We start from the raw sequence: 17,637 nt of genomic DNA on the forward strand, positions 1-17,637 counted from the left end.
AGCTCCCATGAACCAGGACTTCGCCCCCGAGGTGACCGCCGTCCTCGACGGCGTGCGTGACCTTCTCCCGACGATCCGCGAGCGGGCCGAGGAGGGCGAGCGCCTCCGGGTGATCCCGGACGCCTCGATCAAGGAGCTCGAGGAGACCGGCTTCTTCCGGCTGCTCCAGCCGAAGCGGTACGGCGGCATCGAGGCCGACCCGGTCGCCTTCTACACCGCGGTGCGCGACATCGCCTCGGCCGACGGCGCCACCGGCTGGGTCTCCAGCGTGGTCGGCGTCCATCCCTGGCAGGTCGCCCTGTTCGCCGACGAGGCGCAGCAGGCCGTGTGGGGCGACGACCAGGGCGTGCGGCTGTCGTCGTCGTACGCCCCGACCGGCAAGGCCGTCATCACCAAGGGCGGCTTCACGCTGTCCGGGAAGTGGAGCTTCTCGTCCGGCTGCGACCACTGCAGCTGGGTCCTGCTGGGCGGCCTGGTGTTCAACGAGGAGGGCCAGGTCGTCGACTTCCGCACCTTCTTGGTGCCGCGGGAGAAGTACCAGGTCGTCGACGTCTGGAATGTCGTCGGCCTGCGCGGCACCGGCTCCAACGACATCGTGGTCGAGGAGACCTTCATCCCCGAGGCGTTCACCCTCTCGATGGGGGAGACCGGCGCCTGCCGCGGCCCGGGCCAGGCGGTCAACACCAGCGACCTCTACAAGCTGCCGTTCCACTCGATCTTCACCTCGACCATCGCGACGCCGATCATCGGCATGGCGCGGGGCGCGTACGCCGAGCACGTCGAGATGCAGCAGAAGCGGGTGCGCGCGGCGTACCTCGGCGAGAAGGCGTCCCTCGACCCGTTCGCCGCGGTCCGGATCGCCCGCGCCTCCTCGGAGATCGACGCCGCCTGGGCGCTGCTGATCAACAACATCCGCGAGGAGCAGGCCCACGTCGCGAAGGGCGAGCAGATCCCGCTCGAGCTGCGACTGCGGGTGCGTCGCGACCAGGTGCTCGGCACCGCCCGCGCGATCGAGGCGATCGACACGCTCTTCGAGGCCTCCGGCGGCCGGGCGCTCGCGGAGGGCACCTACCTCCAGCGCGCCTGGCGCGACGCCCACGCCGGCCGGGTCCACGCCGCCAACGACCCCGAGCGCGCGCTGCAGATGTACGGCGGCCAGCAGTTCGGCCACAAGGTCGACCCGGGGATGTACTGATGAGCGACGTCACCAAGGAGACGACCCGCCGTACCGCCCAGGTCAAGACCGAGGCGACCGGCGAGATCACCCTCAACTACTACGAGGCGGGGGAGGGCGCCGGGCTGCCGCTGGTGATGCTGCACGGCGGCGGCCCCGGCGCCTCGTCCTGGTCGAACTTCGGTCCGGCTCTCGAGGGCTTCGCCGCGCACTACCGCACGATCCTGGTCGACCAGCCGGGCTTCGGCGGGTCCGACAAGCCGCCGGTGGTCGGCAACTTCTACCGGTTCGCGGCCGACGCGGTCGTCGCGCTGCTCGACCAGCTCGGCATCGAGAAGGTGCATCTGCTCGGCAACAGCCTCGGCGGCGGTACGGCGATGCGGCTTGCGCTGACCTACCCGGACCGGGTGGGCCGGCTGGTCCTGATGGGGCCGGGCGGGCTCTCGCTGAACCTCTTCCACGCCGACCCGACCGAGGGCGTGCAGCGGCTGATGGACTTCGGCGCCGACCCCAGCCGTGAGTCGCTGCGCGCCTTCATCTCCAGCATGGTCGTCAACCAGGCGCTGGTCACCGACGAGCTGGTCGAGGAGCGCTTCGCCGACGCGACCGCGCCCGGCGCGCAGGACGCGATGCGGTCGATGGGCATGTCGTTCTGGAACCCGGAGACCGCCGAGGACGGCATGCTCTGGCGCGAGGCGCACCGCCTGCGCAAGCACACCCTGCTCACCTGGGGGCGCGAGGACCGGGTCAACCCGCTCGACGGCGCGTTCGTGGCGCTCAAGCTGATCCCGAAGGCCCAGCTGCACGTCTTCCCGAACTGCGGTCACTGGGCGCAGATCGAGGCCGCCGACGAGTTCCGCGAGATCACGGTCAACTTCCTCAACCGTCACAAGGAGCGCTCCTGATGTCGATCGACATCAAGTCCATGGGCTACATCCGGGTCGCCAGCACCGACCTCGCCGCCTGGCGGACCTTCGCCGGCAAGGTCCTCGGCCTGGCCGAGGGGCGCGGCCCGAACCCCGAGCACCAGTACTGGCGCATCGACGAGGTCTCCGCCCGCGTCGTCGTGTTCCCCTCCGACGTCGACCAGCTGGACTGCACCGGTTGGGAGCTCGCCGACCACCAGGCGCTGCAGGCCGCCCGTGAGCACCTGCAGAAGGCCGGGGTGGAGATCGAGGAGGGCACGAAGGAGGAGCTCGACGAGCGCCGGGTGCAGGAGCTGGTCCGGTTCCGCGACCCGTGGGACAACGTCTTCGAGCTGTTCCACGGCATCACCTACGAGGCGCGGCCTGTCGTCACGCCGTACGCCGCCACCTTCGTCACCGGCGAGCAGGGCATGGGCCACATCGTGGTGCCGGTGCTCGACGACGTCGAGGCGCTGCGGTTCTACACCGACGTGCTCGGCTTCCGGCTGCGCGACTCGATGAGCATGCCGGGCGAGTTCGTCGGCAAGGAGGCGGGCAGCAAGGTCTGGTTGCGCTTCCTCGGCGTCAACCCGCGGCACCACTCGCTGGCGTTCTTGCCGATGCCGAACCCGAGCAAGTGCGTCCACGTGATGCTCGAGGTCGACAAGCTCGACCACGTGGGCCGCGCGCTGGAGCGGGTCCGCAAGCACGGCGCGCCGCTGTCCGCGACCCTGGGCCGACACATGAACGACGAGATGATCTCGTTCTACGTGAGATCGCCCGGGGGCTTCGACGTCGAGTTCGGCACCGAGGGGATGACGGTGGACGACGCCCGCTGGGTGGCCCGCGAGTCGACCGCCGTCTCGTACTGGGGCCACGTGTTCGGCGGGCAGTGAGTGGTCACTAACGTGAGTGACGTGAGCGAGATCCCCGAGGGCATCAGCCCCGACGCCCGGGAGACCTGGCCGCACCCCGAGCTGATCCAGTCCTGGCTCGGGGACGCGGAGGTCGACTTCGAGCTGCGCCCCGGCGAGGAGGTCGCGGTCCACGACGACCCGGAGGCCCAGGCGGCGGCGCGCCGGTTCCGCGACACGCTCGGGTGCTTCGCGTCGGGGATCACCGTGATCACCACGATGAGCGGCGACGAGCCGGTCGGCATGACCTGCCAGTCGTTCTCCAGCGTCTCGCTCGACCCACCGCTGATCACCTTCATCCCGGCGCGCAGCTCGCGTGCGTGGCCGGCGATCCAGCGCTCCGGCCGCTTCTGCGTCAACGTCCTCGCCGCAGACCAGGAACAGGTCTCCGGCCAGATGGCGACCAAGGGCGTCGACAAGTTCGCCGGGATCTCGTGGCAGCCCGCCGCGGCGACCGGCTCACCCGTCATCGAGGGCACCCTGGCCCACCTCGACTGCACCATCCACGCCGTCTACGAGGGCGGCGACCACTTCATCGTGGTCGGCCGGGTCGAGCACCTCGAGGCGCACCCTCACGACGCCGCGGTCACCGAGCCGCTGCTCTACTTCCGGGGCCGGTACCGCACCACCGGCTCGTGACCCGGCCCGGCTCCGGGCGTTGAGTCCTTGTTCGAGTACGACGAGCCGGTCTGGGGGGATCGATGAGGATGCGCGGGCCACTCGGCGTGCTGGTGGTGGCCGCGATCCTGCTCGCCACCAGCCTGTCGGGCACCGCGACCGCGGCTCCGGCCGGCCCGGGCGAACCGGTGGCGCCCGCCGTCGACGCGCGCCCGGTGCCACACACCGGCGTCCGCGACTTCTGGACGCCGAGGCGGATGCGCGAGGCCGTCCCGCTCGACCTCGACCCCTCCGGCGACCGGGTCCCGGGCCCGGGACCGGCGGTGGCCGGACGAGCCGCCGCGCCGAGCGGGCTGCGCAGCACCGGCAAGCTGTTCTTCAGCGACTCCGGCGGCACCGCCGTGTGCTCGGCATCATCGGTCAACACGCCCGAGCGCAACCTGGTCATCACCGCGGGGCACTGCGTCCACGGACTGCGGCTCGGCTGCGCGGTGCTGTGCGGCGCGCGGCACTACTACGGCAACTTCCTGTTCGTGCCCGGCTACGACCACGGGACCGCGCCCTACGGCAGCTGGGTGGGCGTCCAGGTCGTGGCACAGCCGACCTGGGTCGGATCCGAGGACGAGACGCACGACCAGGCGCTGATCCAGGTGGCACCCCAGGGCGGCGCGAACCTGGTGGACGTGGTCGGCGGCAACGGGCTGGCCTGGAACTACCCGGGGCGCGAGGACGGGGTACGCGTCGTCGGGTGGCCCGCCCAGGTGCCGTACGACGGCGAGAGCCGGCAGGAGTGCGGTGGGTCGACGCTGGCGTCGCAGTACACCTCCACCCCGGGCGACGCCCAGATCGCGTGCCCGATGACCGGGGGTGCCAGCGGCGGCCCGTGGTTCCTGCGGATGGCCAGCGCCGACACCGGGTTCATCTTCGCGGTGACCTCGCGTCGGCCCAAGGACGGCACCCCGGTCCTGTTCGCGGTGCCCTTCGACTCCTCGATCGAGACGCTGCTCGCCGCCGCTCGGGTCTCCGCCCGCCCGGTGGCCGCGCGGCCGGCGGCGCGGGCGGCGGCCCGGCCGAAGCGCCGGCTGCGGCTGGTCGCCACGGCCGCCTCGGTCGGCTACGGCGAGTCCTATCAGCTGGTCGCCGAGACCCGTCGGGTGCGCCGGATCGTGCTCCAGGTGCGGGCCGCCCCGGGCACGCCCTGGCAACGGGTCGCGCGCGCCCGGGTGCGAGCCGGAGTCAGGGTCTTCACGCAGGCGCCGCCGCCCGGCACCCGCTGGTACCGGGTCAAGGAGCGGGGCACCAAGCGGCACAGCAAGCCGGTCGCGGTGAGCGTCGGCGCCTGCCCGCTGCCCCTGGACCGAGCTCCGAGCGTGGTCGCCGCGGTCCGCTGCACCAGCCCCGTCGGCTGATCAGAGCTCGACGGCGGCCCGGTGCCGGTGTGGCGCGCCGTAGAGCTGGCCGAGCGCGTGTGCCCGCTTGAACACCAGGTGGGCGTCGTGCTCCCAGGTGATCGCGATGCCGCCGTGCAGCTGGACGCACTCGCCGGCAGCCAGGGTCGCTGTCTCGAGGGCGTACGACGACGCGGAGTGGGTCAGGAAGGCCGCCTCGGCCGGGTCCGACTCCGGGTCCGCGAGCGCGTACGACGCCGCCCAGCTCGCCGAGCGCGCCATCTCGACCCGCGCCAGCACGTCGGCCATCCGGTGCTTGAGGGCCTGGAAGGAGCCGATCGGGCGGCCGAACTGGACCCGCTCCCCGAGGTAGGCGACCGTCATCCGCAGCGCCCGCTCGGACAGGCCCACGGCGAGGGCCGCCGTGGCCGCGGCGCCGACGAGCCCGGCCCGGGCGCGGGCGGCGGCGCCGTCACCGATCACGGTCAGCTCGGCCCCGGTGAGGTCGAGCCGGGCGAGCCGGACGCTCTGGTCCATCGACTCCGCCCAGGTCGCGGTCGCGCCGGTCACCTCCACCAGGTCGGCGCCCCGAACGGCGAGCACCACCGCGGCCCGGTCGCCGTCGAGCACCGGTCCGTCGTCGAGCGCGACCGTGGCGATCTCGCCGGCGGCGAGCCGGGGGAGCAGGCGCCGCTTGGCCTCCTCGGTGCCGCCGGCCAGGAGTGCCTCGGTGGCGACCGTGGTGGCGAGCAGCGGGCTCGGCGCGATGGTGCGACCGAGCTCCTCCAGGACGACCGCGGTCTCGAAGAAGGAGGCTCCGACGCCGTCGTACGCCTCGGGGACGGCGAGCGCCGCCACGCCGATCTGCTCGCACAGGGTCGCCCAGAGCGCCTCGTCGTACCCGCTGGGGGAGGTCGACGCGGCGCGGACCGCGGCCGAGTCGGCGCGCTTGTCGAGCAGTCCGCGGACCGTCGCCGCGAGCTCGGCCTGCTCCTCGCTGAGCTCGAACCTCATCTGGTGCTCCGCAGCGTCGCGAGGATCCGGGCGCGGTGCTCGGCGGGCGTGCCCCAGGCCGTGACCAGCGCTCGGATCTTGGTGAGCCACACGCTGAGGTCGAACTCCTGCGTGTAGCCGATCGCGCCGTGGACCTGCAGGCCGGTGCGGGAGGCGAGGTACGCCGCGTCGGCGCAGCCGACCTTGGCCGCCGAGACCGCACGCGGCGTCGGCTCGATCGCGGCGCCGTAGACCAGCGGACGGGCGAAGTCGAGCGCGATCCGCACGTCCGCGAGCTGGTGCTTGACGGCCTGGTAGGAGCCGATCTCGCGGCCGAACTGCCGGCGCTGCTTGACGTAGGTGACCGCGTCGGCCAGCACCCGCTCGCCGGCGCCGAGGAGCTGCGCCGCGGTGGCGAGGACGGCGAGGTCGTACGCCGCGGCGAGGTCGCCGTGCTCGACGGCCTCACCCGGGGTGACGTCGAAGAGGTGCCGGGTGCGGTCGACGGAGGTCAGCCGGGCGCCGGCGGTGGCGGTGTGCAGCGCGTCGTCGACGACGGCGTACACCTCGTCGGCGACGTCGGCATCCAGTGCGCGCGGCATGGCGACGGTGGCGATGGACTCGACCTCGCGGCCGAGCGCGAGCGGCAGGTAGGCGGCCGCCTCGGCCCACGGACCCGGCACGGCGTGCCGGCCGAGAGCCTCGAACGCGACGCAGACCTCGACCGGGGAGGCCTCCGTGGCCAGCATGGTCACGCCCTGCTCGGCCAGCCGCTGCCACAGCTTCAGGCCGGGGGCGTGGTCGCCCTCGGCCCAGGCGCGGGCGGCGGCGACCGGGTCCGCCGCGGCGAGCAGCGACTCGAGGGACGCGGCGAAGTCCCGCTGGTCGGTGGTGAGCTCGAACCTCATCGCTGGGCTCCCTTCGGCTCGCGCGGGAGTCCCAGGATCCGCTCGGCGATGATGTTGCGCTGGATCTCGTTGGTGCCGGCGTAGATCGGGCCGGACAGCGAGAAGGTGTAGCCGTCGAGCCACCGCGACTCCAGCTCGGCGTCGGGGCCGAGCAGGTCGAGGGCGGTCTCGTGGAGGGCGATGTCGAGCTCGCTCCACCAGACCTTGTTGACCGAGCCCGCCGCGCCGACGTCGCCGCCATCGCGCAGCCTCGTCACCGTGCCCCAGGTGTAGAGGCGGTAGGCCTCGGCCCTGAGCCAGGCGTCGACGACCCGGTCGGCGACGCGCGGGTCCGGGCGCTCGTCGTACAGCGCCACGAGGCGGTCGGCGGCGGCGGTGAACCGGCCGGGGGAGCGCAGCGACAGGCCGCGCTCGTTGCCCGCGGTGCTCATCGCGACCCGCCAGCCGTCGCCGGGCGCACCGACGACGTCGGCGTCGGGGACGAAGACGTCGTCGAAGAAGACCTCGGCGAAGCCGGCCTCGCCGTCGAGCTGCGCGATCGGCCGGACGCTCACGCCGTCGGCGTCGAGCGGGAACAGGAAGTAGGTCAGCCCCGCGTGCTTCTGGGCCTCCGGGTCGCTGCGGAACAGGCCGAAGCCCCACTGGGCCAGAGCCGCGCGAGAGCACCAGATCTTCTGGCCGTTGAGCACCCAGCCGCCGCGCTCGTCGTCGCGACGCGCCGTGGACGTGAGCGAGGCGAGGTCGGAGCCGGCCTCGGGCTCGCTCCAGCACTGCGCCCAGACCCGCTCGCCGGTCGCCATCGACGGCAGGAAGCGGTCCCGCTGCTCAGGCGTGCCGTGCTCGAAGATGATCGGCGCGAGCAGGAAGATCCCGTTCTGCGACACCCGCAGGGGAGCGCCGGCGCGGTAGTACTCCTCCTCGAAGACGACCCACTCCACGAGGGACGCCTCGCGGCCGTGGTACTCCGTCGGCCACGACACGACCGACCAGCGGTCGGCCGCGAGCTTCGCCTCCCAGGCCTGGTGCAGGACGAAGCCCTCCGCGGTGTCCAGCGAGGGAAGCGGCTCGGCCGGCACATGGGCGGCCAGCCAGGCCCGGGCCTCGGCCTGGAAGGCCAGCTCGGACTCGCTCAGTTCGAGATCCATGTCAGTCGGTGTTCCTCATCGGCGTGGAGGTCGTCACAGTCGAAATGTAGGCCCCGGCGCTGCCCGAACCAAGCATTTGCTTGGTAGACTAGCAGCCATGAACCTCACCGAGGGGCCCGAGGACCGTGCGTTCCGCGCCGAGATCCGGGAGTGGCTCGGCGACCACCTGAGCGGCGAGTGGTCGGCGCTGCGCGGACTCGGCGGTCCCGGCCGTGAGCACGAGGCCCACGACGAGCGCCTGGCCTGGAACCGCCACCTCGCCGAGCACGGCTGGACCGCCGTCGGCTGGCCGACCGAGCACGGCGGCCGCGGGCTGTCGCTGTGGCAGCAGGTGATCTTCCACGAGGAGTACGCGCGGTCCGACGCGCCCGCCGGCGTCAACCATCTGGGCGAGCAGCTGCTCGGCCCGACCCTGATCGCGTTCGGCACGCCCGAGCAGCAGCAGCGCTTCCTGCCCGAGATCGTCGGCGTGCGCGAGCTGTGGGCGCAGGGCTACTCCGAGCCCGGCGCCGGCTCCGACCTGGCCAACGTGCAGACCCGCGCCGGGCTCGACGAGTCCACCGGCGAGTGGGTGATCGACGGGCAGAAGGTGTGGACCTCACTGGCCCACCTCTCCGACTGGTGCTTCGTCGTGGTCCGCACCTCGCCGGGCTCGGTGCGACACCAGGGGCTCTCGTTCCTGCTGGTGCCGCTGCGCCAGGACGGCGTCGAGGTCCGGCCGATCGAGCAGCTCACCAGCGGCTCGGAGTTCAACGAGGTCTTCTTCACCGGTGCCCGCACCGCCGGGGACCTGGTCGTCGGCGAGCCCGGCCAGGGCTGGGGCGTCGCGATGGGCCTGCTCGGCTTCGAGCGCGGCGTCTCGACGCTCGGCCAGACCGTCGGCTTCGCCCGTGAGCTCGACAGTGTCGTCGCGCGGGCCAAGGAGAACGGCTCGATCGACGATCCCGTGCTCCGCGACCGGCTTGCCGCCCTCAAGACCGAGCTCGCCGTGATCCGCAGCTTCGCGCTGCGCGCGCTCGCGCTCGTCGAGGGTGGGCAGGACTCGGCCGCCGGAGGCGGCGCGGGCTCGATCTTCAAGCTGGCCTGGGCGAACTGGCACCGCACCCTCGGCGAGGTGGCCATGGACGTCGCCGGGCCCGAGGGCCTGCTCGCGCGCGGCGGGTCGTCGTACGACCTCGACGACCACCAGCGTCTCTTCCTCTTCTCGCGGGCCGACACGATCTACGGCGGCAGCGACGAGATCCAGCGAAACATCCTCGCCGAGCGCGTGCTCGGCCTTCCCCGCGAACCCAAGGGAGCCTGAACCTCATGACCGCGATGCGACCGGAGCAGTCCACCCCCGACTACGTCCCGGGCCACGACCTGCTCGCCGGCAAGGTGGTCGTCGTGACCGCGGCGGCGGGTGCCGGGATCGGGGCGGCCGTCGTCCGCCGGGCGCTGGAGGAGGGCGCCAGGGCCGTCGTCTTCAGCGACACCCACGAGCGGCGGCTCGCCGAGGCCGAGGAGGCGCTCGCCACGGAGTTCGGCGCCGACCGGGTGCGTCAGCTGGTCTGCGACGTGACGAAGGAGGCCGACGTCACCGCCCTCCTCGACGCCGCCGAGGAGGTCGGCGGCGTCGACGTGATGATCAACAACGCCGGCCTGGGCGGCACCGACTCGATCCTCGAGGTCACCGACGAGACCTGGAACCGGGTCATCGACATCACCCTGACCGGAACCATGCGGGCCACGCGCGCGGTCGGCCGGCGGTTCGTCGCCGCGGGCAAGAAGGGCGTCATCGTCAACAACGCCTCCGTCATCGGCTGGCGCGCCCAGGAGGGCCAGGCTCACTATGCGGCGGCGAAGGCCGGCGTGATGGCGCTGACCCGCTGCTCGGCGCTCGACCTCGCGCCCCACGGCATCCGGGTCAACGCGGTCTCGCCCTCGCTGGCCATGCACCCGTTCCTGGAGAAGGTGACCTCCCCCGAGCTGCTCGTCGAGCTCAAGCAGCGCGAGGCGTTCGGCCGCGCCGCCGCCCCGTGGGAGGTGGCCAACGTGATGGTGTTCCTCGCCAGCGACTACTCGTCGTACCTCACGGGCGAGGTCATCTCCGTCAGCAGCCAGCACGCCTGATCCCTCACCCCCCTACGCTCTCTCAGCAAGGAGTCCTGTCATGGCCGAGGCCTATCTCGTCGACGCGGTCCGCACCGCCGTGGGCAAGCGCGGCGGGGCGCTCGCCGGCGTCCACTCCGCCGACCTCGGCGCCCACGCGCTGGCCGCCCTCGTCGAGCGCACCGGCATCGACCCGGGCGCGGTCGACGACGTCATCCTCGGCTGCTGCGACACCATCGGCTCGCAGGCCGGCGACATCGCCCGTACGGCGTGGCTCGTCGCGGGCCTGCCCGACCACGTCCCCGGCGTGACCATCGACCGGCAGTGCGGCTCCTCGCAGCAGGCGGTCCACTTCGCCGCCCAGGGGGTGATGTCCGGCACGCAGGACCTCGTCGTCGCCGGTGGCGTGCAGAACATGAGCGCCATCCCGATCTCGGCCGCCATGCTCGCCGGCCAGCAGTACGGCTTCACCACGCCCTTCGCCGAGTCGCCCGGCTGGCTCAAGCGGTACGGCGACCAGGAGGTCAGCCAGTTCCGCTCCGCGGAGATGATCGCGGAGAGGTGGGACATCTCGCGCGAGGACATGGAGCGCTTCGCACTGTCCTCGCACGAGCGGGCCCGCGCCGCGATCGACGCCGGCCGGTTCGCGAGCCAGATCGCGCCGTACCAGCTCGAGGACGGCACCGTCTTCGACACCGACCAGTGCCCGCGTGACACCTCGCTGGAGAAGATGGCCGGCCTCGAGCCGCTCGCCCCCGGCGGCCGGATCACCGCCGGCGTCGCCTCGCAGATCTGCGACGGCTCCGCCGCGATCCTGGTCGCCTCCGAGCAGGCGGTCCGCGACCACGGGCTCACCCCGCGGGCCCGGATCGTGCATCTCTCGGTGCGCGGTGACGACCCGGTCTGGATGCTCACCGGCCCGATCCCGGCGACCAAGCACGCGCTCGCGAAGTCCGGCCTGAGCATCGACGACATCGACGTGTTCGAGTGCAACGAGGCCTTCGCGTCGGTCGCGCTGGCCTGGATGAAGGAGACCGGCGCGCCCCACGAGAAGGTCAACGTCAACGGCGGCGGCATCGCGCTGGGCCACCCGATCGGCGCCACCGGCGCCCGCCTGATGACCACGCTGCTCAACGAGCTCGAGCGCACCGGAGGGCGCTACGGCCTGCAGACCATGTGCGAGGGCGGCGGCCAGGCCAACGTCACCGTCATCGAGCGGCTCGGCTGATCTCGCCGGCCGCCGGGGTCAGCGGCGGCGCCGGCGGCGCTCGGTCTCGAACACCAGGCGCCTGATCCGGTCGCCGTGCATGGCCGGGTCGACGAAGGTGATCGCGACACCGAGGCCGCCGCTGGCGAACCGGATGTGGCGCACCACCCGTGCCGCCTGGACCAGGTTGTCGCCGTCGACCCGCACCGTGGCCTCCACGCTGGTGCCGACGGGCGGCGGCTCGATACGGACGGTCGCCATCAGGCCGCCCTCGCTGACGTCGACGACCACACCGAGCAGCTCGACCTGGTCGGCCCGGTCGGCCTGGTCGTCGTCGTCGGGGGTCCAGCGGAGCAGCACCGGCATCGAGATCCGGGCGCGGAAGTAGGCGCGCTGCTGCAGCCGGGCGACCGGTGAGCTCGGGCGGAGCAGCCACACGTCGCCGTACGCCCGGCGCCCGGGACGGGTGCTCACCGGGCACTCCATCCGCCCGAGCGGGTAGGTCCAGGCCAAGGTGACGTCGAAGTGGTGCTCGCGCGGGTCCAGCCCGCTCGGGCAGGCGACGACCAGCGTCGTGGAGCCGTCCGGCTGCGGCTCGAGGTCGAGAACCCGGGTCTCCAGCGCCAGCGGCTCACCGGCCGTGGGGCGCAGCGTGAGCGCGACCGTCTGCAGCACTCCGGGATGCACGTCCGGCGGTACGTCGCGTGCCGTCTGCTGCATGTCGTCCCGATCGGCAGCAGGGCCGCCGAGCTGAGGGACTCAGAGCACCGTCCACCAGATGCCGACGATGCCGGGGACCAGGCCGAGCAGCAGCCAGGGCGACTTCCAGGAGCGCCCGTTGATGACCAGCGTGGCCGCGATGCCGCCGACCATGAAGGCGGCCGCGATCACGTTGAGCCCGATCCGGGCATCGAGCCGGTCCTGCGCCACGTGGTCGGCGGCGATCACGAAGCCCACGGACAGGTGGAGGATGGTGGTGACCACCAGCACCGACACGACCCGGCGCTGCACCCGCTGGAGGCGCTCGACGTCCTTCGGGTCCGGTGCCTTGCGCGGTGCGTCGGGGTCCATCAGGTGACGCCGCCGGGGTGCTGCGGCGCCCTCGCCGGTGGTCGGCCGCGACGTCTGGTTCATGCCTCCAGGATATCCAGTGGCACCGGCGGGCCCGGCACCGGATGCTGCTGCCATGGAGCTCCGGTCCTTCGGTGCCGACGACCTCGAGGACGTCGCCGCCTGGACGGCGCTGGTCAACGCGATCAGCGAGGTCGACCCGCCCTGGGAGCGGCGCCACACGCCGGCACTGGGTGCCGCGCGGCGTGCATCCCCGCTGTGACGCAGGCTAGCGGCCTGTCGCGGACGGCCGGCGACGACGGCCCGGGCCGTCGTCGTACGGATCCGCCCGGTGCGGTCACGGCTGGTTGCAGAGGTACGTCAGGGCCTGGTCGACCTGGGAACGCTCGGCCGTGGCCTTGCGGTTCTTGCGCTTCAGCTTCCTGACGCGCTTGTCCTTGTCGGCCTTCTTGGCCCTCTTGATCTTCTTCTTCAGCTTGGTCATCTTCTTGGTCAGCGTGTCGGACCGGTCCTGGAGCTGGACGTGCTCCGGCGACCCCACGCACCCACCCGGCGCCGAGGCGACCCAGCCGACATTGCCCCACGTGGTGCAGTTGTTGGTGGGATCGTCGTAGGTGAAGCGGCCGATCATCCGGCCCGGATCGATGGATCCGTCGATCTCGAGTGCGTTCACCTGCTCGAGACCGGGGGACATGTTCGAGAAGAACAGGGAGTCGTCCTCGTAGCCCGCAGGTGTGCTGATGGGAATCGGACCGTTGAGGGTGTAGCTGTAGGTGGTGCCGGCGCACGCGGAAGCGGCCGGGAAGACCGCGTCGGTGACGCTGAACCGGCTGATCGACCGGCCGTCGGCCGAGACGGTGACCTCGACGCGCCCGGCGCCCGGGGGGCTGTCGTACAGCACCTTGCCCGGCAGCGGGTAGCCCACGTAGGTGACTCCTGCTTGGGCGTACGTCGGCCCCGGCAGCAGCGCGGCCTCGGTGGCCTCAGCGCGCACCGGGGTGGCCACCGCGAGGGACGCCAGTGCCAGCGCCGCCGTGGCGGCGGACGCGACGAACACGTGGCCCGACTTCTTGCCTGTACGGATCATGGCCATACCCTCAGCTGTCGGTGAGTGAGCTGAGCCGCACGCTAGCCCCCCGTCCGGCCCGCACGCAGCCGATCGGCAGAACTCGCTGCCTGACGGGGTCAGTGCGGAGAGCTCGATCTCGGCGATGTCGAGCCAGGACCCGTGTTCGGAGGTGAGCTGTTGCCGCGACGCGCCCTAGGAGTAGCGGTGGCTCTTCGCGGCGTGCCCGCGCTCGCGCGTGCAGGTGCGGCCGCTCATGTTGCGGTGGCCGCACAGGCCGTCGTCGGCGTCGTCGTCCGGTGCGGCCGACGCGGCGGGGGCGAGCGGCGCTGCGCTCGCCGGCTTCGCACGCTTCGCCGCCGGGTCGGGCCGGCCGGCGCGGGCCTGGGTCTCGGCGTACCGGGCTTCGCGCATCGCGCGCACTGCGTCCATCTTGCTCATCGGCGACTCACGTGACCGACCCTAGGGGAGCGGTCCGACAGTTCCCACGGGGGGCCGGGCGAGGGGCACGCGCTCGGGCACGAGGGCACGTCGAGTTCACCCGACGTACGACGACGCCCGCCTCAGCGCCGCGGCCGCCTCGGCCACGATCCGCTCGATCAGCTCCTCGCACGACGGCAGGTCGTCGATCACGCCGACCACCTGACCGCTGGCCAAGACGCCGGCCGAGGTGTCGCCCTCGACCAGGCCGGCGCGCAGCATGGTGGGGGTGTTGGCGGCGAGCGCCAGCTGGCCGAGGGTGCGCCCCTGGGCCTTCTTCATGGCCCGCCCGTCCTTGAGCAGCTGGACCCACGACATCTCGGAGGACCTCTTGAACTCCAGCGTCCGCCGGGCGGTCGGGCCGAGCCGGCGCACCGCGGAGGTCTCCTCGAGCGACTCGACGAGGTCGGTGCGCAGCATCCGGTGCGGCATGCCGTCGACCTTGCTGGTGACGACGGTGTCGGAGAGCCCCTTGGACAGGTAGAGCTCCTTGACCGCCTGCGGGACCGCGGAGTCGCGGGTCAGCAGGAAGCGGGTGCCCATGCCGACGCCGGCGGCGCCGTACGACAGGGCCGCGGCGAGGCCGCGGCCGTCGAAGAAGCCACCCGCGGCGATGACCGGTATGTCGACGGCGTCGAGGACGGTCGGGAGCAGCAGGGTCGTCGGGATGGCGCCGGTGTGGCCGCCGCCCTCGCCGCCCTGGACCATGACCGCGTCGGCGCCCCAGCCGGCGACCTTCCTGGCGTGCTTGGCCGCGCCGATGGACGGCATCACGACGATGTCGTGCTCCTTGAGCCTGGCGATCAGCTCCGGCTTGGGGGCCAGGGCGAAGGACGCGACCTTCACGCCGTGGTCGATGAGCAGCCGGCAGCGGTCGGCGGCGTCACCGGCGTCGGCACGCAGGTTGACGCCGAACGGTCTGTCGGTGCGGCCCTTGACCTCGATGATCGCCTGCTCCAGCTCGGCGAAGGTCATCGTCGCGGACGCGAGGATGCCGAGGCCGCCGGCGTTGGCGGTGCCGGATACCAGGCGCGGGCCGGAGACCCAGCCCATGCCGGTCTGCACGACCGGGTGCGGTACGCCGACCAGGTCGGTGAACGGGGTGCGGATCTGCTGGTCAGTCATGGGGGATCTCCTTGAAGCGAAGGCCCCTCGGGTCCAGCATCTCGCGGATGAGGAGCAGCTCCTCGGACGACGGCTCGCGGGTCGTCGCGACATCGGCCGGGACCTCGAGCGCGAACCCGGTCGCGTCGACGACCTCGTCGACGGTGACGCCCGGATGCACCGAGCGGAGCCGCACCGTGTCGTCCGTGCCGCCCAGGTCGAAGACCGCGAGGTTGCTGACGATGCGGTGGATGTCGTTGAAGCGGGACGCGGCGGGACCGGCCTCGCGGGCCCGGCGCGGGCCGACGCCCGACACCGTGTCGACGCGCTCGACGAAGACCCGGGGGGAGTGCCGCGGAACCCAGTACGACGTCCGGTGGCCGACCGTGTTGCCGGGAGCGCCGCGGGAGCCGAGCAGCTGGCGCTTCGGCTGCGCGAACGGGCCGATCGCGGAGATGTTCTGGTTGCCCTCCCGGTCGACCTGGGTGGCACCCATCATCACGTGCCGGCGACCGTAGGCGATCACGTCGAACACGCGCCGGAACGGGATCCAGCCCTCGACGACGTCCGCGCCGCCCAGCGGCGGGGTGCCGCCCAGGAGGACCGACTCGCCGTCGCTGATCACCAGGTCGGGGTTGGATGTCAGCTTGGCCAGCCGGACGCCGAGCGTGGGCAGCAGGCCCATCGGACTGGCGAAGATCTCGCCGTCCTCGCTGAAGGCGTCCGCGATCGCGGTGGCGCACACGTCGGCGCGCGTGAGGTCGTTGTCGCTCATCGGGCGCTCTGCGCTCGCTGCGCTCGCGCCGCTCCCGCGCTCGCGGCCAGCGCCGCTGAGCTCGTTCCTCGCTCCGTCGCTGCCGCTCACTTGGTCGCCTCCTCGGTGAAGGCACGGACCGCGGCCTGGTAGGCCACCTCGTCCCCGGCCAGGAAGCGGTCGTGGAACGCCTGCCAGTCCTCGTCGGAGCCGGACGCCGCCGCGGCGTACGCCCGCTGGAACCTCTCGTCGCGCTCGTAGTCGGGTGTGCAGGTGGAGAAGTGCGCACCGTTGGGGGTCTCGACGACGCCGGTGACCATCATCCGGCTGAGCAGCAGCCGCTGGACGGGCGCCTCGACGGTGAGGCCGGCGGTGTCGACGACCCGCTCGGTGCTCACGTAGGTCTTGTCGGCGGCCATCGCGAACAGGTCGTCGAAGTACGGGTCCGGCCCGAGGTAGGACGCGTTGCCGTGCCTGTCGGCGCGGTTGAGGTGGACCAGCGCGGCGTCCAGCCGGAGCGCGGGGACGGCGACCAGCTCCTCGGGACCGTGGCCCTCGTCGTACGGGCTGGTGACGGTCCTGATCCAGGGGTTGTTGACCAGGACGTCGGAGCCCAGGCCGGCGCGCATCGGCAGGAACGGCAGCCGCTGGGCCGCGGCCTTGAGCCCGGTCTGGAACATGCCCTCGTCGAGCTCGACGATCTCCGGGATCGACGCGGCCTGGCGGGCACGCTGGAAGTTCGGCTCGAGCGGGACCGTGTCGAGCGAGACGAACGCATAGACCAGCCTGCGGATCTTGCCGGCGCGGGCGAGCAGGCCCACGTCGGCGCCGCCCCAGCTGACGATCGCCAGGTCGGTGAGGTCGGAGTTGTAGATCGCGCGGACCAGCGCCATCGGCTTGCGCCGCGGGCCCCAGCCGCCGATGCCGATGGTCATCCCGCTCTCGAGGGAGCCGACCACCTCGGCGATGGTCATCTGCTTGTCCCGTGGCTTGCGGCTCACTGCTTGCTCTTCTCCGTTCCCGCGAACTCGTCGCGGAGCTCGTCGCTGACGCCCATCAGGTTCAGCTCGAAGGTGAACCCCTGCTCCCAGCGGTAGGACTTGTTGACGTCGATCGGGTCGATCCCGTTGAGTGCCTCCTTGGCGGCCCGGATCACCCGCGTGTCCTTGGCGGCGATCTCGCCGGCGACCTTGAGCGCGGCGTCGTCGAGCTGGTCGCGGGGGACCACCTCGAGGACGGAGCCGAACCGGACCAGGTCGCTCGCGGGGATGGTGCGCGCGGTGAAGTAGAGGGCGCGCATCAGGTGCTGGGGGACCAGGCGCGCCATGTGGGTGGCGGCACCGAGAGCGCCCTGGTCGACCTCGGGCACGCCGAAGTAGGCGTCGTCGCTGGCGACCACGACGTCGGCGTTGCCGACCAGTCCCACGCCGCCGCCGACGCAGAAGCCGTTGACCGCCGCCACGACCGGGACCGAGCACTCGTAGACGGCCTTGAAGGCGGCGAAGCAGCCCTTGTTCGCGCCGAGGAGGGCGTCGAAGCCGGTGGTGCTCTGCATCTCCTTGATGTCGACGCCCGCGTTGAAGCCCTTGCCCTCCGCGCGGAGCACGACGACCTTGGTCGCCAGGTCGGCACCGGCCTCGTCGAGGGCGGCGGCCACGTCGAACCAGCCCTGGACGGTGAGGGCGTTGACCGGGGGCGCGTTCATCGTGATGACGCGGATCCCGTCGGGCCGCAGCTCGCTGGTGACTGTCATGCCGGCATGCTACCAAGCATTTGCTTGGTATCGTGTCGTCTGTCCCGAGTTCGGGTGGACGAACCG

General features: G+C 72.3%; 20 protein-coding genes. 9 read left to right on the plus strand and 11 right to left on the minus strand.

The window, feature by feature from the left end:
• Positions 1 to 7 precede the first annotated feature (7 nt).
• From hsaA to ACUP6Y_RS11165, 5 genes are all read left to right on the plus strand, one after another.
• Positions 8 to 1,195: a 3-hydroxy-9,10-secoandrosta-1,3,5(10)-triene-9,17-dione monooxygenase oxygenase subunit gene (hsaA, locus tag ACUP6Y_RS11145; RefSeq protein WP_462556314.1), complete on the plus strand. Its 1,188-nt coding sequence runs from the start codon at positions 8 to 10 to the stop codon at positions 1,193 to 1,195.
• Positions 1,195 to 2,079, plus strand: coding sequence for a 4,5:9,10-diseco-3-hydroxy-5,9,17-trioxoandrosta-1(10),2-diene-4-oate hydrolase (hsaD, locus tag ACUP6Y_RS11150; protein ID WP_462556316.1), 885 nt, complete (start codon positions 1,195 to 1,197; stop codon positions 2,077 to 2,079). The genes hsaA and hsaD overlap by 1 nt, the downstream gene beginning before the upstream one ends.
• A complete protein-coding gene (hsaC, locus tag ACUP6Y_RS11155) occupies positions 2,079 to 2,975 on the plus strand; it encodes an iron-dependent extradiol dioxygenase HsaC (RefSeq protein WP_462556320.1) in 897 nt (298 codons plus the stop codon). Before hsaD ends, hsaC begins: the two co-directional genes overlap by 1 nt.
• 21 nt (positions 2,976 to 2,996) lie before the next feature.
• Entirely contained in the window at positions 2,997 to 3,632 is a 636-nt protein-coding gene (locus ACUP6Y_RS11160; RefSeq protein ID WP_462556322.1) for a flavin reductase family protein, read from the plus strand.
• Positions 3,633 to 3,700: 68 nt separating this feature from the next.
• The gene (locus ACUP6Y_RS11165; RefSeq protein ID WP_462556325.1) at positions 3,701 to 5,020 is read left to right on the plus strand and encodes a trypsin-like serine peptidase; all 1,320 of its coding nucleotides are present in this window, start codon (positions 3,701 to 3,703) and stop codon (positions 5,018 to 5,020) included.
• On the opposite strand, the gene ACUP6Y_RS11170 is transcribed toward ACUP6Y_RS11165, so the two are convergent.
• Genes ACUP6Y_RS11170 through ACUP6Y_RS11180 form a run of 3 tightly spaced genes read right to left on the minus strand, consistent with a single transcriptional unit; the run spans position 5,021 to position 8,045 of the window.
• The gene (locus ACUP6Y_RS11170; protein WP_462556328.1) at positions 5,021 to 6,013 is read right to left on the minus strand and encodes an acyl-CoA dehydrogenase family protein; all 993 of its coding nucleotides are present in this window, start codon (positions 6,011 to 6,013) and stop codon (positions 5,021 to 5,023) included.
• On the minus strand, positions 6,010 to 6,900 hold the full coding sequence (locus ACUP6Y_RS11175; RefSeq protein WP_462556331.1) for an acyl-CoA dehydrogenase family protein: 891 nt from the start codon (positions 6,898 to 6,900) through the stop codon (positions 6,010 to 6,012). The genes ACUP6Y_RS11170 and ACUP6Y_RS11175 overlap by 4 nt, the downstream gene beginning before the upstream one ends.
• Entirely contained in the window at positions 6,897 to 8,045 is a 1,149-nt protein-coding gene (locus ACUP6Y_RS11180) for an acyl-CoA dehydrogenase family protein (RefSeq protein ID WP_462556335.1), read from the minus strand. Before ACUP6Y_RS11180 ends, ACUP6Y_RS11175 begins: the two co-directional genes overlap by 4 nt.
• Before the next feature lie 97 nt (positions 8,046 to 8,142).
• Here ACUP6Y_RS11180 and ACUP6Y_RS11185 point away from each other — a divergent pair, with 97 nt between their 5' ends.
• From ACUP6Y_RS11185 to ACUP6Y_RS11195, 3 genes are read left to right on the plus strand one after another with little or no spacing between them, the layout of a single operon-like run.
• On the plus strand, positions 8,143 to 9,348 hold the full coding sequence (locus ACUP6Y_RS11185) for an acyl-CoA dehydrogenase family protein (RefSeq protein WP_462556338.1): 1,206 nt from the start codon (positions 8,143 to 8,145) through the stop codon (positions 9,346 to 9,348).
• A gap of 5 nt (positions 9,349 to 9,353) precedes the next feature.
• Entirely contained in the window at positions 9,354 to 10,157 is an 804-nt protein-coding gene (locus ACUP6Y_RS11190) for an SDR family oxidoreductase (RefSeq protein ID WP_462556341.1), read from the plus strand.
• Positions 10,158 to 10,197: 40 nt separating this feature from the next.
• A complete protein-coding gene (locus ACUP6Y_RS11195; RefSeq protein ID WP_462556343.1) occupies positions 10,198 to 11,364 on the plus strand; it encodes an acetyl-CoA C-acetyltransferase in 1,167 nt (388 codons plus the stop codon).
• An 18-nt stretch (positions 11,365 to 11,382) separates the two neighbouring features.
• Here the strand turns inward: ACUP6Y_RS11195 and ACUP6Y_RS11200 are convergent, their stop codons facing one another.
• Positions 11,383 to 12,063: a PilZ domain-containing protein gene (locus tag ACUP6Y_RS11200; protein WP_462556346.1), complete on the minus strand. Its 681-nt coding sequence runs from the start codon at positions 12,061 to 12,063 to the stop codon at positions 11,383 to 11,385.
• A 39-nt stretch (positions 12,064 to 12,102) separates the two neighbouring features.
• Positions 12,103 to 12,477 carry a hypothetical protein gene (locus ACUP6Y_RS11205; RefSeq protein WP_462556350.1) on the minus strand — a complete coding sequence of 125 codons (375 nt, stop codon included), beginning with the start codon at positions 12,475 to 12,477 and terminating at the stop codon, positions 12,103 to 12,105.
• A gap of 52 nt (positions 12,478 to 12,529) precedes the next feature.
• On the opposite strand from ACUP6Y_RS11205, the gene ACUP6Y_RS11210 reads away from it, so the two are divergent.
• Positions 12,530 to 12,676, plus strand: coding sequence for a hypothetical protein (locus ACUP6Y_RS11210; RefSeq protein WP_462556353.1), 147 nt, complete (start codon positions 12,530 to 12,532; stop codon positions 12,674 to 12,676).
• 75 nt (positions 12,677 to 12,751) lie between these two features.
• Here the strand turns inward: ACUP6Y_RS11210 and ACUP6Y_RS11215 are convergent, their stop codons facing one another.
• From ACUP6Y_RS11215 to ACUP6Y_RS11240, 6 genes are all read right to left on the minus strand, one after another.
• The gene (locus ACUP6Y_RS11215; protein ID WP_462556355.1) at positions 12,752 to 13,501 is read right to left on the minus strand and encodes a hypothetical protein; all 750 of its coding nucleotides are present in this window, start codon (positions 13,499 to 13,501) and stop codon (positions 12,752 to 12,754) included.
• 174 nt (positions 13,502 to 13,675) lie between these two features.
• Positions 13,676 to 13,921, minus strand: coding sequence for a hypothetical protein (locus ACUP6Y_RS11220; RefSeq protein ID WP_462556358.1), 246 nt, complete (start codon positions 13,919 to 13,921; stop codon positions 13,676 to 13,678).
• A gap of 96 nt (positions 13,922 to 14,017) precedes the next feature.
• Complete coding sequence (locus ACUP6Y_RS11225; RefSeq protein ID WP_462556361.1) at positions 14,018 to 15,085, minus strand: NAD(P)H-dependent flavin oxidoreductase; 1,068 nt, start codon at positions 15,083 to 15,085, stop codon at positions 14,018 to 14,020.
• Complete coding sequence (locus tag ACUP6Y_RS11230; RefSeq protein WP_462556364.1) at positions 15,078 to 15,929, minus strand: CoA-transferase subunit beta; 852 nt, start codon at positions 15,927 to 15,929, stop codon at positions 15,078 to 15,080. The genes ACUP6Y_RS11225 and ACUP6Y_RS11230 overlap by 8 nt, the downstream gene beginning before the upstream one ends.
• A complete protein-coding gene (locus ACUP6Y_RS11235) occupies positions 15,926 to 16,819 on the minus strand; it encodes a CoA transferase subunit A (RefSeq protein WP_462556368.1) in 894 nt (297 codons plus the stop codon). The genes ACUP6Y_RS11230 and ACUP6Y_RS11235 overlap by 4 nt, the downstream gene beginning before the upstream one ends.
• A complete protein-coding gene (locus ACUP6Y_RS11240) occupies positions 16,816 to 17,571 on the minus strand; it encodes an enoyl-CoA hydratase family protein (RefSeq protein WP_462556371.1) in 756 nt (251 codons plus the stop codon). Before ACUP6Y_RS11240 ends, ACUP6Y_RS11235 begins: the two co-directional genes overlap by 4 nt.
• Between the last annotated feature and the right edge of the window lie 66 nt (positions 17,572 to 17,637).

The sequence above is a fragment of the Nocardioides sp. S5-5 genome, from assembly GCF_054954065.1.

Bases quoted from the DNA above. Each gene is read 5' to 3' on its own strand.
- hsaA (WP_462556314.1), top strand. From the start codon at position 8: ATGAACCAGGACTTCGCCCCCGAGGTGACCGCCGTCCTCGACGGCGTG.
- ACUP6Y_RS11165 (WP_462556325.1), top strand. From the start codon at position 3,701: ATGCGCGGGCCACTCGGCGTGCTGGTGGTGGCCGCGATCCTGCTCGCC.
- ACUP6Y_RS11205 (WP_462556350.1), bottom strand. From the start codon at position 12,477: ATGAACCAGACGTCGCGGCCGACCACCGGCGAGGGCGCCGCAGCACCC.
- ACUP6Y_RS11220 (WP_462556358.1), bottom strand. From the start codon at position 13,921: ATGAGCAAGATGGACGCAGTGCGCGCGATGCGCGAAGCCCGGTACGCC.
- ACUP6Y_RS11200 (WP_462556346.1), bottom strand. From the start codon at position 12,063: ATGCAGCAGACGGCACGCGACGTACCGCCGGACGTGCATCCCGGAGTG.
- ACUP6Y_RS11185 (WP_462556338.1), top strand. From the start codon at position 8,143: ATGAACCTCACCGAGGGGCCCGAGGACCGTGCGTTCCGCGCCGAGATC.
- ACUP6Y_RS11225 (WP_462556361.1), bottom strand. From the start codon at position 15,085: ATGACTGACCAGCAGATCCGCACCCCGTTCACCGACCTGGTCGGCGTA.
- ACUP6Y_RS11210 (WP_462556353.1), top strand. From the start codon at position 12,530: ATGGAGCTCCGGTCCTTCGGTGCCGACGACCTCGAGGACGTCGCCGCC.
- ACUP6Y_RS11175 (WP_462556331.1), bottom strand. From the start codon at position 6,900: ATGAGGTTCGAGCTCACCACCGACCAGCGGGACTTCGCCGCGTCCCTC.
- hsaD (WP_462556316.1), top strand. From the start codon at position 1,195: ATGAGCGACGTCACCAAGGAGACGACCCGCCGTACCGCCCAGGTCAAG.
- hsaC (WP_462556320.1), top strand. From the start codon at position 2,079: ATGTCGATCGACATCAAGTCCATGGGCTACATCCGGGTCGCCAGCACC.
- ACUP6Y_RS11240 (WP_462556371.1), bottom strand. From the start codon at position 17,571: ATGACAGTCACCAGCGAGCTGCGGCCCGACGGGATCCGCGTCATCACG.
- ACUP6Y_RS11195 (WP_462556343.1), top strand. From the start codon at position 10,198: ATGGCCGAGGCCTATCTCGTCGACGCGGTCCGCACCGCCGTGGGCAAG.
- ACUP6Y_RS11180 (WP_462556335.1), bottom strand. From the start codon at position 8,045: ATGGATCTCGAACTGAGCGAGTCCGAGCTGGCCTTCCAGGCCGAGGCC.
- ACUP6Y_RS11170 (WP_462556328.1), bottom strand. From the start codon at position 6,013: ATGAGGTTCGAGCTCAGCGAGGAGCAGGCCGAGCTCGCGGCGACGGTC.
- ACUP6Y_RS11190 (WP_462556341.1), top strand. From the start codon at position 9,354: ATGACCGCGATGCGACCGGAGCAGTCCACCCCCGACTACGTCCCGGGC.
- ACUP6Y_RS11215 (WP_462556355.1), bottom strand. From the start codon at position 13,501: ATGATCCGTACAGGCAAGAAGTCGGGCCACGTGTTCGTCGCGTCCGCC.